General features: G+C 67.8%; 13 protein-coding genes. 8 read left to right on the forward strand and 5 right to left on the reverse strand.

The window, feature by feature from the left end; translation table 11 throughout:
* Window positions 1-8: 8 nt before the first annotated feature.
* Together I1A62_RS34885 and thpD are read right to left on the reverse strand one after the other, a co-directional pair.
* Window positions 9-2,159: an MMPL family transporter gene (locus I1A62_RS34885; protein WP_124392657.1), complete on the reverse strand. Its 2,151-nt coding sequence runs from the start codon at window positions 2,157-2,159 to the stop codon at window positions 9-11.
* Between the two features lie 172 nt (window positions 2,160-2,331).
* The gene (gene thpD, locus I1A62_RS34890) at window positions 2,332-3,243 is read right to left on the reverse strand and encodes an ectoine hydroxylase (RefSeq protein ID WP_219456823.1); all 912 of its coding nucleotides are present in this window, start codon (window positions 3,241-3,243) and stop codon (window positions 2,332-2,334) included.
* Window positions 3,244-3,388: 145 nt separating this feature from the next.
* On the opposite strand from thpD, the gene I1A62_RS34895 reads away from it, so the two are divergent.
* The 3 genes from I1A62_RS34895 to I1A62_RS34905 all read left to right on the forward strand — a co-directional run bounded on the left by I1A62_RS34895 (window position 3,389) and on the right by I1A62_RS34905 (window position 5,496).
* Window positions 3,389-4,036, forward strand: coding sequence for a LysE family translocator (locus I1A62_RS34895; protein ID WP_219456824.1), 648 nt, complete (start codon window positions 3,389-3,391; stop codon window positions 4,034-4,036).
* An 88-nt stretch (window positions 4,037-4,124) separates the two neighbouring features.
* A complete protein-coding gene (locus I1A62_RS34900; RefSeq protein WP_219461595.1) occupies window positions 4,125-5,081 on the forward strand; it encodes a zinc-binding dehydrogenase in 957 nt (318 codons plus the stop codon).
* Window positions 5,071-5,496 (forward strand): VOC family protein, encoded by a 426-nt coding sequence (locus I1A62_RS34905; RefSeq protein ID WP_124392660.1) that lies wholly within the window; start codon window positions 5,071-5,073, stop codon window positions 5,494-5,496. Before I1A62_RS34900 ends, I1A62_RS34905 begins: the two co-directional genes overlap by 11 nt.
* Window positions 5,497-5,508: 12 nt before the next feature.
* On the opposite strand, the gene I1A62_RS34910 is transcribed toward I1A62_RS34905, so the two are convergent.
* Both I1A62_RS34910 and I1A62_RS34915 read right to left on the reverse strand, forming a co-directional pair.
* Complete coding sequence (locus I1A62_RS34910) at window positions 5,509-6,540, reverse strand: AraC family transcriptional regulator (RefSeq protein ID WP_219456825.1); 1,032 nt, start codon at window positions 6,538-6,540, stop codon at window positions 5,509-5,511.
* Window positions 6,537-7,724 (reverse strand): pyridoxal phosphate-dependent aminotransferase, encoded by a 1,188-nt coding sequence (locus I1A62_RS34915; protein WP_219456826.1) that lies wholly within the window; start codon window positions 7,722-7,724, stop codon window positions 6,537-6,539. Before I1A62_RS34915 ends, I1A62_RS34910 begins: the two co-directional genes overlap by 4 nt.
* A gap of 120 nt (window positions 7,725-7,844) precedes the next feature.
* Here I1A62_RS34915 and I1A62_RS34920 point away from each other — a divergent pair, with 120 nt between their 5' ends.
* Complete coding sequence (locus tag I1A62_RS34920) at window positions 7,845-8,444, forward strand: carboxymuconolactone decarboxylase family protein (protein ID WP_219456827.1); 600 nt, start codon at window positions 7,845-7,847, stop codon at window positions 8,442-8,444.
* Here the strand turns inward: I1A62_RS34920 and I1A62_RS34925 are convergent.
* A complete protein-coding gene (locus I1A62_RS34925) occupies window positions 8,419-9,339 on the reverse strand; it encodes a sigma-70 family RNA polymerase sigma factor (protein WP_219456828.1) in 921 nt (306 codons plus the stop codon). The genes I1A62_RS34920 and I1A62_RS34925 overlap by 26 nt on opposite strands.
* A 279-nt stretch (window positions 9,340-9,618) precedes the next feature.
* Here I1A62_RS34925 and I1A62_RS34930 point away from each other — a divergent pair, with 279 nt between their 5' ends.
* Genes I1A62_RS34930 through I1A62_RS34945 form a run of 4 tightly spaced genes read left to right on the forward strand, consistent with a single transcriptional unit; the run spans window position 9,619 to window position 13,517 of the window.
* Window positions 9,619-10,689, forward strand: a complete 1,071-nt coding sequence (locus tag I1A62_RS34930) for an ABC transporter substrate-binding protein (protein ID WP_124392665.1) — start codon at window positions 9,619-9,621, stop codon at window positions 10,687-10,689.
* Between the two features lie 38 nt (window positions 10,690-10,727).
* Window positions 10,728-11,816 carry an ABC transporter substrate-binding protein gene (locus I1A62_RS34935; RefSeq protein WP_219456829.1) on the forward strand — a complete coding sequence of 363 codons (1,089 nt, stop codon included), beginning with the start codon at window positions 10,728-10,730 and terminating at the stop codon, window positions 11,814-11,816.
* Window positions 11,813-12,649, forward strand: a complete 837-nt coding sequence (locus I1A62_RS34940) for an ABC transporter ATP-binding protein (RefSeq protein ID WP_219456831.1) — start codon at window positions 11,813-11,815, stop codon at window positions 12,647-12,649. The genes I1A62_RS34935 and I1A62_RS34940 overlap by 4 nt, the downstream gene beginning before the upstream one ends.
* The gene (locus I1A62_RS34945; protein WP_124392668.1) at window positions 12,642-13,517 is read left to right on the forward strand and encodes an ABC transporter permease; all 876 of its coding nucleotides are present in this window, start codon (window positions 12,642-12,644) and stop codon (window positions 13,515-13,517) included. Before I1A62_RS34940 ends, I1A62_RS34945 begins: the two co-directional genes overlap by 8 nt.
* Window positions 13,518-13,522 lie beyond the last annotated feature (5 nt).

Genomic DNA, 13,522 nt, shown 5'->3' on the forward strand with positions numbered 1-13,522 from the left:
GGCAGCGGCTACCGCGGCACCGCAGGCTCGCGGTCGTCGCCGGTGTCCACGACTGCCTTCTGCCTGCTCGGCCACCAGAAGGCGCGACCTTCGAGTGCCGACAGGCTCGGCACGAGCATCGGGGCCATGGCGAAGGCGGCGATGGCGACACCGATCGCGACCCCGAAGCCGAGTTCGGCGAGGTTGGCCAGTCCGGTGAGGGTCAGGGAGGCGAACGTCAGCGCCAGGATCAGACCGGCCGCGGCGACGGTCGGGGCGTCGTTGGCGACGGCGATCCGTGCCGCATCGCGAGGCGCGTACCCATTGCGGAATTCCTCGCGCAGACGAGACGCGAGCAGGATGTTGTAGTCGGTGCCGATCGCGACGACGAACAGGTAGAGCACGATCGGAATGGAGAAGTCGATCCCGTCGTAGCCGAGGCCGTGCAGGAACACGAGCACCACGGCGCCGAGGGTGGCGACGAACGTGAGGGCCACGCACACCAGCAGGTTGAGCGGGGCGAGGACGGCGAGCAGGAGCACGGCGAGGATCAGTGCGATCGCGACGGCGGCGACGGGGAACACCCTGCGGGTATCCGCCGCGAGTTGGGCGCGGACGTCGACGAACGTGGACGTCTGCCCTCCCACAACGACTTCCGATCCGGGGACGGCACCGTGGGCCGCGTCGCGGATCGGGCCCTCGACGAGATCGAGGGATACGTTCGAATAGGGGTCGTCGGCGAGCACGACGTTGACGAGCGCGGCGCGACCGTCCTGGCTCGGTCGCGGCGGCGCGACGGAGGACACGCCCTGCACTTGTGTGAGGGCAGTGACGAGCGGGGTCAGCGCCGCGGGATCAAGCGGTCCAGGAGCCACGACGTACACCTGGGTGGGGCTCAGCGCACCCGCGGGGAACGACTTGCCGAGGGTGTCGAACGCCTGCTGGGACGGCGTGTCGGCGGGCAGTTCGCCGAGCGTGTTGTACGTCGACTTGTAGCCGGACGCGAACGAGGCGAGCGCGATCAGCGCGACGCCGATCACGACGGCGAACACGGCCGGACGGCGTCCGATCGCGGCGCCGATCGAGGCGAACGGTGTGTGGGGGCTGTCGTGCCCGGGGCCGAGCGGCCAGAACAGGTGGCGGCCCAGCACGGTGAACACGGCGGGAATGAGCGTCAGCGCCGTCACCAGCATGGCGGCCACCGCGACGATGAGCCCCGGGGCGAGCGTGGTGAGGGAACCGAGTTTCGCCAGCAGCAGCGCGGCGAACGCGACGATGACCGTGAGCGCCGACGACGCGACGACGCGTCCGACGACGTCGGTGGAGAACACGAGCGCCTCCCGGTGCGTGTCGGCGGTAGAGCCTGCCGCGGCCTGCTGCCGGAGTCGCTCGCGATACCGGAACAGCAGGAAGACGATGTAGTCGGTGCCGACACCGAAGAGGACCACCACGAGGATCGATTGCAGCGACGTGCTGACCTGGAAGTCGAACAGATCGGCGAGCACGGCGGTCAGCCCGGTGACCACCGCCAGCACGACGCCGATCACGAGGACCGGCAGGACCGCGATGACGGGGCTGCGGAAGATCAGTCCGAGCAGCGTGAGGATGACGATCACCGTGGCGATCGTGATGACCTTGTCGGCGTTGTCGTAGGCGGCGGTGGTGTCGACCTGGATGGCCGCGTTGCCGGTGAGCCCGCTTACCAGTCCGGTGCCGCTCAGTTGCTGCTCGGCGTCGTTCCGGACGACCGGGACGGCTTCGTTGACCTGGTCGTCGCCGGGTTGCCCGGCGAACACCACCTGCAGTGCGGCGGCCTTCCCGTCGGCGGACAGCGACGCAGGCGACCCCTGCACGCTCACGACTCCCGGGATCGCCGAATTCTGCAGCGAGGTAGCCAGATTCAGTGCGGTCTGCTGGTCGGCGGGTGACAGCGGCGCGGCGTCGGCGCGGACGACCACCAGGCTGCCGGTTGCGCCCGACAGGCTGGGGAAGTACTGGTTGCCGACGGCCTGCGCCTCGGAGGACTCGAATGAACTGGGCAGGAACGTCTGCTGGTTACCGGTGGTGTAATCGTCGAGGCTGGGTGCGAACAGAATGACCGCTATTGCGGCGACCACCCAGGCCGCGATGACTCGCCACGGGTGTGCGACGACGGTACGCGCGATGTAGGCAAACATCATTCCCCGTTCCGGGAGATGAAGGTTCGGCCGGCGCCCGGGGCCGGGCGGTCGAACCGTGCCAAGTCATCGTCGCACGCAGGGCGCCGCGAAGGCTACGGGTTCTGCCGTATCGAGAACACCGCGGCCCCGCTCCGACGTCAGGGAGCGGGGCCGCGGTACGTCGTTGTCCTCGTTACCGCAGGGGCGTGAAATCCCGGCCGGCGAGGTAGCCGGGGCGCGGTGCGGGCGCCGAGAACGGATCCGTCAGAGTGTTTTCGACACTGTTGAACACGATGAAGAGGTTGGACCGCGCGAACGGTGTGATGTTGCCGTTCGAACCGTGCATGCAGTTCGAATCGAAGACGGTGACCGAACCCGCGGGCCCGGTCATCGTGTCGATGCCGTACTCGTTGGCCATCCGGGTGAGCGTCGGCTGATCCGGCGACCCGGTGGGCGGAACGTAGCTGACCAGCGATTCCTTGAAGTAGTCCTCGGGGGTCTCGCCGGCGCACGAGACGAACGCGCGGTGCGATCCGGGCATGATCATCAGCCCGCCGTTGTGCCCGTAGTTCTCGGTCAGCGCGATCGAGATGCTCGCGGCGCGCGGCGCAGGCATCCCGTCCTCGGCGTGCCACGTCTCGAAGTCGGAGTGCCAGTAGAACGGGCCGCCGGTGAAACCCGGTTTGAAGTTGAGCCGCGACTGGTGGACGTAGACGTCCGAACCGAGGATCTGCCGGGCGATACCCACCACCTCGGGGCGGCGGACGATCTCGTCTACGACGTCGCTGAGACGGTGGACGTCGAACACGGACCGGACGGCGCCGTTGCCGTTCTCCCGCACGATGCGGTCGTCGCCGCGCAACGTGTCGGTCTCGGCGAGGCGGGTCATCTCGTCGACCAGGTCGAACACGTCGCGCGGCGGGATGATCGCGTCGGCGGAGTGATATCCGCGGGCGTCGTAGTCGGCAATCTGACTCGCTGTGAGCGGACCGGACCGGGCATCACCCCGTTTCGGGTCGAACCAGGTGACCGGATCCTGACGGACGGTCATCGTGCACTCGTTGCGGTCCCTCGTGGGGTAGTTGTCGGCTACGGCCGTACGCATAACTCGTGTTTCACCCTTTCGGATTGGACAACGCTTTACTCTTCCGACGTTCTCACTGGTCGTCGACGAATGCAACCCGGACACAGGTCCACCGAGGCTGGACTGGACCGCGACGGCGCGTCGCCGCGGTGGGATCGTCACAAACATGATCGATTCGGTGGCGGTACTCGGGGTGGCGGCGATCGCGCTCGGCATGGTTCTCACGCCGGGACCCAACATGCTATATCTGGTCTCGCGCAGCATCACTCAGGGCAGGGCGGCGGGTCTGGTCTCGCTGGCCGGTGTCGCTCTCGGGTTCCTGTGCTATCTCGCCGCTGCGGCACTGGGCATTTCGGCGGTATTCTCCGCCGTCCCGCAGGCGTACACCGCACTGAAGCTGGCGGGCGCGTGCTACCTGGGATGGCTGGCGTGGCAGGCGTTGCGGCCCGGCGGTCATGCGCCGTTCGCTCCGTCACGCGTCCTGCCGCGGGATTCGTCCGCCCGGCTGTTCCTGATGGGTCTCACGACGAATCTGCTCAATCCGAAGATCGCGGTGATGTACCTGGCGCTGATCCCGCAGTTCGTGCACCCCGGCGCCGGGCCGGTCTGGTTGCAGAGCCTGCTGCTGGGCAGTGTGCAGATCGTGGTCGCGCTCACCGTGAACACGCTGATCGTCTGCGTCGCAGGAACTGTCGCGACATTCCTGTCGGGACGCCCGGCGTGGCTGCGGGCGCAGAAGTTCGTGATGGGAAGCGTCCTCGGCGGTCTCGCCGTCCACCTCGCGCTGGACCGGGCCCGGCCCGCGGTCGTCTGAGCCGGCCGCGGCCCGGGTGGCCCGAATCATGCACACCCGGGCATTCTTCGCGGGTACCGTCGAGGCAACGACGACGAAGGGGCGAGCGATGGCCGGGACCATGCAGGCGCAGCGATTCCACGCCGACACGAAAATAATTGCTGTGGAGGATGTTCCGATTCCGATTCCGGAGCCCGGCCCCGGTGACGTGCTCGTCAAGGTGGAGTTCTGCGGCATCTGCCACTCCGACCTCAGTCTGATCGACGGCACGTTCCCGGCGCTGCTGCCCGAGGTGACCCAGGGCCACGAGGCGTCGGGCACCATCGCGAAAGTCGGTGCCGGAGTGACCGGCTGGTCAGAGGGTGACCGCGTCGTGCCGTCCGCGGGCAGGCCCTGCTTCGCGTGCCGCAACTGCCGCCGCGGAGACCTCACGAACTGCCTGAACATCCAGCTCATGGCGTTCGCCTACGACGGCGCGTGGGCCGAGTGCACAGTCGCGCAGGCCGGGGGACTGACCCGCATCCCGGACAACGTTCCGTTCGAGCAGGCGGCCATCCTCGCCGACGCGGTGTCGACGCCGTTCGGTGCGGTCGTGCGCACCGGCAAGGTGGTGGTCGGGGAGACAGTCGGCGTGTGGGGCGTGGGCGGGGTCGGCACCCACATCGTGCAGCTGGCGCGTCTGGTCGGCGCCGTCCCCGTGATCGCGTTCGACATCAATCCCGCTGTGCGGGAACGCGCCCTGGAACTCGGGGCCGATTACGCGTTCGACTCCCGGGACGAGGACCTGAAGGAGAAGGTCGCCGAGGCGACGGGCGGCCGGATGCTGGACGTCGCGTTCGACGCGGCCGGACTGAAGGTGACGTTCGAGCAGGCACTCGACTTTCTGACGGTCGGAGGCCGTCTCGTCGCGGTCGGGCTCTCAACTGTTGACGTAGTGTCTAGATACTGGGCATCGAAAAGCTCGCGAACCACGAGGGAGATCCCATCCGGATCCTGGTCAAACCCTGAAGGCCGACGTACCGGAACCTGTCGGTGCTCCGCTGTACCGTCGGGCCATGGGATATGAATTTCAAGTCACAGTGGACTCGGAGAACCCGCATACCCTGGCCAAATGGTGGGCTCAGACGCTCGGCTGGGAGGTGGAGCCGAGCGATGAGGAGTTCATCCGCGGGCTCGTGCAGGCCGGCCACGCGCAGGAGTCCGACACCATCGAATTCGAGGGTGTCCTGGTCTGGAGGGAGGGCCAGGCCATCCGCGACCCGGAACACCCCGAGCGCCCCCGCGTGCTGTTCCAGCTGGTTCCCGAACGGAAGACGGTGAAGAACCGGCTGCACCTGGACATCAGGGTCGGAGACGCCCGCTACGAGGTCGCCGAGAAGCTGGAGCAGGCCGGTGCCACCGTGCTCCACCGGGGCCGTCAGGGGCCGAGCGAGTGGGTCACGATGACCGACCCGGAGGGCAACGAGTTCTGCGTCAGCTGACGCGCCGGCCACTCAGCGGTAGGAACTCGGCGTGCTGCCGGTCCAGCGCTTGAAGGCGCGACGGAACGCGCTGGGCTCGGAGAAACCGAGCCGCGCCGACAGGTCGTCCACGGTCTCGCCGCGCCGGAGCCCGGCGACGGCGGCGTCGCGGAGCACTTCCTCCCGCAACTGGTTCAGTGACGTCCCCTCCTGCCGGAGCAGCCGGCGCAGATGGGGGACACTGATCGACAACATCTCAGCGATGTCCTCGGCCGTCGAGGTGCGGCCCTTCATGCCGTGCTCGAGAACCCGGCGTACCTGCGCGGACGCCGTGCTGTCGTAGTCGCGCTCCGACATCAGCAGCGTCGGCGACTCCCGCAGATACTCCTCGAGCGTCTCCTCGGTCTGGATGATGGGCGCCCGCATCACCGCATTGTCGAATTCGACTGCGGGAATGTCGGAATCGAACGTCACGGGGACACCGAAGATGTGATCGTAGTTCTCGGCGAGCTGCGGCAGCGGCGCCGGATACGGCAGTTCCACCGCCAGCAACCGGACCCTCTTGCCCACGAGCCACGCCGCGAACCGGTGGAGCAGGATCAGCAGGAAGTCCGTGGTGACGCGCGTCGCCTCGAGCGACAACTGCACCTCCTCGGCGGACCGTTCGGCCGCCACCGGGCGGATGTCGATGGTCATTCGGGTGCCGCCGTGGGCACCGGGGCCGATGTGCAACGGCGGCAGGGACGGCAGTGCGCGGAGAATGTCGGCCATCCGCTCGAGGGCGGCGGACAGGTCCGCGGTGTGGATCAGGGCGAGGCACACGAGCCGGAACGTGCCGCGGGGGACCGGTGCCGGGCCGAGGCCGAACAATTCGTCGCCCGTGATCTGCCAGACGGCCTGCGTGAACGCCGTGACCTGGGCCGGCGTCAACCGGGCCAGCGGATCCCCCAGCGACGCCGTCGTGATTCCCGCCGCCGACAGCGCGGGGGAGAGGTCGGCCCCACTGCGCGCCGACAGGTCGAGCGCCCGCCGCACGAAGTCGGCGGGGATGGTGCGGGCAGTCACGATCCGGGCTCCCCGAGGGTCCGTAGCCGCCGCGCGGCCTCCTCGAGCACGTGATCCTGTTTGCAGAAAGCGAACCGCACCAGCGGGTTCCACGGCTCCGGATGGTCGGTGAACACACTGACCGGCACCGCGGCCACACCGATGCGCTCCGGGAGTGTGCGGCAGAAGTCGATGCCGTCGCGTTCGCCGATCGCGGTGATGTCGGCGCACAGGTAGTACGTGCCGCCGCCCGAATGGACCTCCAGACCGGACGCGACGAGCGCGTCGTACAGGACGTCCCGCTTGGCCTGGAGACTGTCCCGCAGTTCCTTCACCCACTGCTGCTCGTGGCTCAGCGCGTGTGCCACCGCGGGCTGGAACGGTCCGCCGCCGACGAACGACATGTACTGCTTCGCGGTGCGGACCGCGTCGATCAGTTCCGCCGGACCGCACGCCCAGCCGATCTTCCACCCGGTGACGTTGAACGTCTTGGCGGCGCTCGACACCGAAACGGTGCGCTCGTACATTCCCGGGAGGGTGGCCAGGGCGGTGTGCGTCCGGCCGTCGAAGACCAGGTGTTCGTACACCTCGTCGCTCAGCACCAGCAGGTCGTGTTCGCAGGCCAGTTCCGCGACCGCGGCGATCTCGTCCGGGGTGAACACGGTGCCCGTCGGATTGTGCGGGGTGTTGATCACCAGCATCCGGGTCTTCGGCGTGATCGCGGCGCTCAGAGCGTCGAGGTCGACGACGAACTTCGTGCCGGCGCGGGCGAGCGGGACGCTGCGCCGCACCGCCCCCGCCAGCGCGACCGAGGCGGCGTAGGAGTCGTAGTACGGCTCGATCAGCACCACCTCCTCACCCGGTTCGACCAGACCGAGGATGGCGGCGCTGATGGCCTCGGTGGCGCCGACGGTGATCAGCACCTCCGAGTCGGGGTCGTGGTCGAGCCCGTACCGGGCCAGGCGGTCGGCCGCGACCGCCTGCCGGAGCACGGGCATGCCGGGGCCGGGTGGGTACTGGTTGAGCCCGTCCGCGATCGCTTGCCGCGCGGTGTCGAGCATGGACGCGGGACCGTCGGTGTCGGGGAAACCCTGACCGAGGTTGATCGCGTCGTGACGCACGGCGAGCGCGGTCATCTCGGCAAAGATGGTGGACGCGAACGGCTGCAAGCGCTGGACGGTGCGGTTGCGCGGCGTTGCGGGCATTACTGCAGCGTAGTCGGTGTGACGGCGCCGGTTGCACAGGGCCGCGTCACGTTCTGCGGGGCTGTCTCGTCTTCTCTGTAGACGGCGCGCAAAGGGCGCCCGGTGACGATGGAGGACGCAATGCCCCGCATTCCCGCAGTGGCCCCCGCGGACGCGAGCCCGCTGGTGAAGGTCGCCTACAAATATGCTGCCCACAAGTTCGAGGAGGTGCCCGAGCCGTTCGCCGTGCTCGCCCATCACCGCAAACTGTTCGTCGCCTCCGCCCGGCACGAGATGGCGGTGCAGAAGGCGTCGACCGTCCTGCCGGCGAACGTGCGGGAGATCGCCGTCTTCCGCGTGGCGTGGACGATCGGCTGTTCGTGGTGCGTGGACTTCGGCACGATGCTGCAACGACTGGACGGCCTGGACGTGGAGCGGCTGAAGCACATCGCCGATTACGCCGACTCGCCCGCGTACAGCGAGGACGAGCGGGCGGCCATCGCCTACGCCGACGCGATGACGGCGACGCCCACCACCGTCACCGACGAGCAGGTGGCGGACCTCGAGCGTCGCTTCGGCCGGGCAGGCGTCGTCGAACTGTCCTATCAGATCGGTATCGAGAACATGCGCGCCCGGATGTACTCGGCGCTGGGCATCACCGAGCAGGGTTTCGGCACCGATTCGTGCCGGGTGCCGTGGGCCGACGATGCCGCGGTCACGACGGACGGTCCGGGAGCATGATCCCGGCGAACTTCTCCGGGTTGGCGATGTCGTACGCCGCGTAGACGAGACCGTCGCGGACGGTGAACCCACCCACTCGCGCAGGCGAGCTGCGGTGGGCATCGTCTCCGGTGAATCCGGCGGTGAAATAGCCGAGCTGCCCGTTGACCAGAACCAGCTCCATGGCGGTGAACACCTCCGGCCCGTACCGCTGAACGAGGCCGAGGAAGAAGCGGGCGAATTTGTCGGCGCCGCGGATGACGTTGACGGCGGTGCTCGTGGTGCCGTTGGCGTCGCCGATGACGAGGGCATCCGGGTGCAGCGCCGCGACCACCGCGTCGAGGTCGCCGCCGGCGAGAGCCTCGAGCAGCCGCTGCACGGCGAGAGCGTGCTCCTCGTCGGGAACGGCGGGTGTCGTTGCGGCAACCGCCTTGCGGGCTCTCGACGCGAGCTGGCGCGCCGCGGGCGTCTCGATGCCGAGAATCCCCGCCACCTCGTCGAACGGCACCCCGAAACCGTCGTGCAGCACGAACGCGACCCGTTGCGCCGGGGTGAGGGAGTCGAGCACGATCAGCGCCGCGAGGCGGTTGTCCTCGTCCCGGACGACCGCCTCCAAGGGATCCGGCTCGGCGGACGGCGACAGCGCGGTGACGACCGGTTCCGGAAGCCATTGGCCGACATACTGTTCCCGCCGCACCGCGGCCGAACGCAACCGGTCGAGGCAGATCCGCCCGACCACCGTGGTCAGCCAGGACCCGAGGTCGCGGATGGTCGCGGCGTTCGCGTCGTCGAGTCGCAGCCACGACTCCTGCACGGCGTCCTCCGCGTCACTGACACTTCCGGTCAGCCGGTACGCTACCGAGAGCAGATGCCGCCGGTGGGACTCGAATTCGTCTACCAGCGTCGCGGTGGGCATGCCGATATCCTACGTGCGGTCCAGACATAAAATCCGTCGTGTGCGTAACCGTTGACCCTGGTGGTGGGTCCGGACGTATGGTGTGGCGACCACACCACGTCCAGGGAGTCTGCCATGTTCCAGTGTTCCAGCTGTCGTAGCTGACCTGGCTTTTCCGCACCCCTTTTTCGTCTGCACGTCCTGCCAACCCACTTCCGGCGACCGCCGGGCAGGCCGGAGTGCGCTCGCACGACCCGCTGCTTCGTCGTTCGCGGGCACCACACACCAGGAAGACCTTCGATGATTCGTCCCCGTTTCGCGCGGACTCTGGCGGCCGCGGCCGCCCTTCTCTCCCTCACCAGTCTCGCCGTTGCCTGCTCCAAATCCGAAACCACCACGACCGCCGACGGCAAGACCGTGCTGCGGTACGAGGGAACCACGGGCCAGGTCTCGTTCCCGGAACTCGCTGCCGACCTGGGCTACTACCAGAAGGTCGAACTGAACTGGATCGGCGACACCACCAGTGGGCCGCAGAGCATTCAGAACGCCGCCACGGGTCAGACCGACTTCGGTGGGGCGTTCAACGGAGCGGTGCTGAAGCTCGCTGCGGCCGATTCTCCGATCACGTCCGTCATCGGCTACTACGGCTCCGACAAGGAGACGTTCAACGGGTACTACGTGCTCGACGGAAGCCCGATCACGTCGGCGCGGGATCTGATCGGCAAGAAGGTCGGCATGAACACGCTCGGCGCGCACCACGAGTTCCTGGTGCGTGAGTGGCTGGCGCGGGAGGGACTGACCCCGGACGAGATCAAGCAGGTCGAACTCACTGTCGTGCCGCCGGTGAACACCGAGCAGGCGCTGCGGCAGGGACAGATCGACGTCGGAACGCTCGGAAGCGTGTTCCGCGACAAGGCCGTCGAACGCGGCGGCATCCGCCCGCTGTTCACCGACGAGTCGATCTTCGGTTCCTTCACGTACGGTTCGCTGCTGTTCCGCAACGACTTCATCTCGAAGAACAAGGATGCCGTCGCCGACTTCGTGCAGGGCACGGCCCGCGCCATCCGCTGGACGCAGACCACGCCCCGCGCCGACGTGATCGCGAAGTACAAGGAGATCATCACGGGGCGCGGCCGCAACGAGTCCACCGACCTCGTCGACTATTGGAAGTCGCCCGGTGTCGCCGGTCCCGGTGGCGTGATCACCGACAAGGAAATTCAGACCTGGATCGACTGGCTCGTCCGCAACGGGGAACTCGAGGACGGCAAGCTCACGCCTGCCGACGTCTACACCAACGAGTACAACCCGTACGCCAACGGCACGTACCCCGCCGACAGCGGCCCTGACGGACAAGCGCTGGCCGCCAAGTGAATTTCACCCCAGGTCCCCACGAGAAGAAAGTGAAGTCGATGTCCCACTCCCGGTTCCGGCGCGGCGCCGTGCGCGCACTCGCGGCGACCGCAGCACTGTTCACGCTGGCCTCGGGAGTGGCGGGGTGTGCCGGCTCGTCGGATACCGCCACCACCGAGGACGGAAAGACGGTCCTGCGCTACCAGGGGTGGGCCGGCGACGTCGGATTCCACGAACTCGCCGAGGACCTGGGGTACTACGACAAGATCAAGCTCGAATGGGTCGGCGACACCACCAGCGGCCCGCAGGACATCCAGTCCGCGGCCACCGGTGACATCGAGTTCGGCTCGGCCTTCAACGGGGCCGTCGTCAAGCTCAACGCCGCGGGGGCACCGATCACGTCGGTGCTGAGTTCCTACGGCGCGGACGCCGGCGAGTACACGGGGTATTTCGTGCTCGATGGCAGCCCCATTCGCTCGGCGCGGGACCTGATCGGCAAGAAGGTCGGGATGAACACGCTCGGCGCGCACCACGAGTTCCTGGTCCGGGAGTGGCTGGCCCAGCAGGGGCTGACCCAGGACGAGATCAAGCAGGTGGAGCTGACCGTCGTGCCTCCGGTGAACAACGAGACCGCCCTGCGGGAAGGGCAGATCGACGTGGCCGCCATCAACGGCATCTTCCGCGAGACCGCGCAGGAGCGCGGGGGCATCCGGCCCCTGTTCACGGACCGGGACCTGTTCGGTGCGTTCAGCTACGGCACCTACGTAGTGCGGGACGACTTCCTCGCGAAGAACAAGGACGCCGTCGCGGACTTCGTGCAGGGCACCGCGCGGGCCATCCGGTGGACCCAGGTGACGCCGCGCGAGGAGGTGGTCGCACGGCTGAAGAGCATCATCGACAAGCGCGGCCGCAACGAGAGCGACGACGCCATCGACTACTGGCGCAGCTCCGGAATTCCCGTCGCGGGAGCCGTGATCCAGGAGAAGGAGCTGCAGACGTGGATCGACTGGCTTGTCCGGAACGGTGAGCTCGACGAGGGCAAGCTGACCGCGACCGACCTCTACACCAACGAATTCAACCCGTACGCCAACGGCACGTTCCAGCCCGAGAGCGGGCCCGACGGAGAAGTACTGGAAGGACAGAAATGAGCACCATCGCTCCGAACCCCGACCGGGTTCAGACGCCCAAGCTCCGCCTCGAACACGTCACCAAACAGTTCGACGTGCGCGGGACGAAGGACAAGTTCACCGCGATCGAAGACATCGAAATCGATCTCGCGGACGGTGAGTTCCTCGTCCTCGTCGGGCCGAGTGGGTGCGGAAAGTCCACGCTGCTCGACCTCCTCGGTGGGCTCAGCAAACCCACGTCGGGCCGGATCCTGCTCGACGGAAAGCCGGTCACCGGGCCGGGTCTGGACCGCGGAATCGTCTTCCAGCAGTACGCCCTCCTGCCGTGGCGCACGGCTCGGCACAACATCGAGTTCGGGCTCGAGGCCAAGGGGCTGCCCAAGAAGGAACGGCGCGAACTCGCCGAGCACTACCTCGAACTCGTCGGCCTGAAGGGGTTCGGCGACCGGTACCCGCACGAGCTGTCGGGCGGCATGAAGCAGCGCGTCGCGATCGCCCGCAGCCTGGCGTTCGACCCCGAAGTGCTGCTGATGGACGAGCCGTTCGCCGCGCTCGACGCGCAGACCCGCGAGTCGCTGCAGGACGAACTGCTGCGCATCTGGAAGGCCACCGGCAAGACCATCCTGTTCATCACCCACGGCATCGACGAGGCCATCTACCTCGGGCAGCGGGTCGCCGTCCTGACGTCACGCCCCGGCCGGGTGAAGACGTTCGTGGACATCGACATCGACCGCAGCGGCGAGGACGTCCGGTCCAACGAGCAGTTCCGGCACTACCGACACCGCATCTGGACGCTGCTGCACGGCGAAGTGGAGCGTGCACAGGTAATCGAGAAGGAGGAAGCACATGTCTAGCGCACTCGCGACACCCGAAGTTCCCGTCGCCGCCGATCCGACCCGGACCGCGGCTCCGACGCCCGCTTCCACCCCGCCCGAGGCGGGTGCCGCCCGACGTGCCGGCGCGGCGCTGGGTCCGCTCGCGTGGCGGATCCTGAAGCCGTCCATCGCGATCGTCGCCTTCCTGGCGTTGTGGGAGATCGCTCCCCGCGTCGGTCTCGTCGACGAGGTGTTCCTGCCCCCGTTCAGCACGGTGATCGAGGCGTTCTTCGACCTGCTCCAGAGCGGTGAGCTGTGGCAGCACGTGTCCGCCAGCCTCTCCCGCGCGCTGATCGGCTTCTTCGTGGCCATCGTGATCGCGATCCCGCTGGGCATCGCCATCGCCTGGTACCGGCCCGTGTCGGACTTCCTGAACCCGATCCTGGAACTGTTCCGCAACACGGCGGCGCTGGCACTGCTCCCTGTCTTCATCCTGATCCTCGGCATCGGTGAAGAGTCGAAGATCGCGCTGGTGATCTACGCGTGCACCTTCCCGATCCTGCTGAACACGATCTCCGGTGTCCGCACCGTCGACCCGCTGCTGATCAAGTCGGCGTCCTCGCTGGGACTGTCGCCGGTGCGCCTGTTCCAGAAGGTGGTCCTGCCCGCCGCCGTTCCCACCATCTTCACCGGAATCCGGATGGCGGCGGCGTCGTCCATCCTCGTGCTGATCGCCGCCGAGATGGTCGGGGCCAAGGCCGGGCTCGGCTACCTGATCACGGCCTCCCAGTTCAACTTCCAGATCCCCAACATGTACGCGGGCATCGTCGCCATCTCGGTTCTCGGCCTGACGATCAACGCCGTTCTCGTACTGATCGAACGCAGGCTGTCCCGCTGGCGGGTCTAGTCCTT

It is taken from the genome of Rhodococcus sp. USK10 (assembly GCF_019378875.1).
Taxonomy (GTDB): domain Bacteria; phylum Actinomycetota; class Actinomycetes; order Mycobacteriales; family Mycobacteriaceae; genus Rhodococcus_F; species Rhodococcus_F pseudokoreensis.

Coding starts and splice junctions, on each gene's coding strand:
- I1A62_RS34885 (WP_124392657.1), bottom strand. CDS start 2,159: ATGATGTTTGCCTACATCGCGCGTACCGTCGTCGCACACCCGTGGCGA.
- thpD (WP_219456823.1), bottom strand. CDS start 3,243: ATGCGTACGGCCGTAGCCGACAACTACCCCACGAGGGACCGCAACGAG.
- I1A62_RS34895 (WP_219456824.1), top strand. CDS start 3,389: ATGATCGATTCGGTGGCGGTACTCGGGGTGGCGGCGATCGCGCTCGGC.
- I1A62_RS34900 (WP_219461595.1), top strand. CDS start 4,125: ATGGCCGGGACCATGCAGGCGCAGCGATTCCACGCCGACACGAAAATA.
- I1A62_RS34905 (WP_124392660.1), top strand. CDS start 5,071: ATGGGATATGAATTTCAAGTCACAGTGGACTCGGAGAACCCGCATACC.
- I1A62_RS34915 (WP_219456826.1), bottom strand. CDS start 7,724: ATGCCCGCAACGCCGCGCAACCGCACCGTCCAGCGCTTGCAGCCGTTC.
- I1A62_RS34920 (WP_219456827.1), top strand. CDS start 7,845: ATGCCCCGCATTCCCGCAGTGGCCCCCGCGGACGCGAGCCCGCTGGTG.
- I1A62_RS34925 (WP_219456828.1), bottom strand. CDS start 9,339: ATGCCCACCGCGACGCTGGTAGACGAATTCGAGTCCCACCGGCGGCAT.
- I1A62_RS34930 (WP_124392665.1), top strand. CDS start 9,619: ATGATTCGTCCCCGTTTCGCGCGGACTCTGGCGGCCGCGGCCGCCCTT.
- I1A62_RS34935 (WP_219456829.1), top strand. CDS start 10,728: ATGTCCCACTCCCGGTTCCGGCGCGGCGCCGTGCGCGCACTCGCGGCG.
- I1A62_RS34940 (WP_219456831.1), top strand. CDS start 11,813: ATGAGCACCATCGCTCCGAACCCCGACCGGGTTCAGACGCCCAAGCTC.
- I1A62_RS34945 (WP_124392668.1), top strand. CDS start 12,642: ATGTCTAGCGCACTCGCGACACCCGAAGTTCCCGTCGCCGCCGATCCG.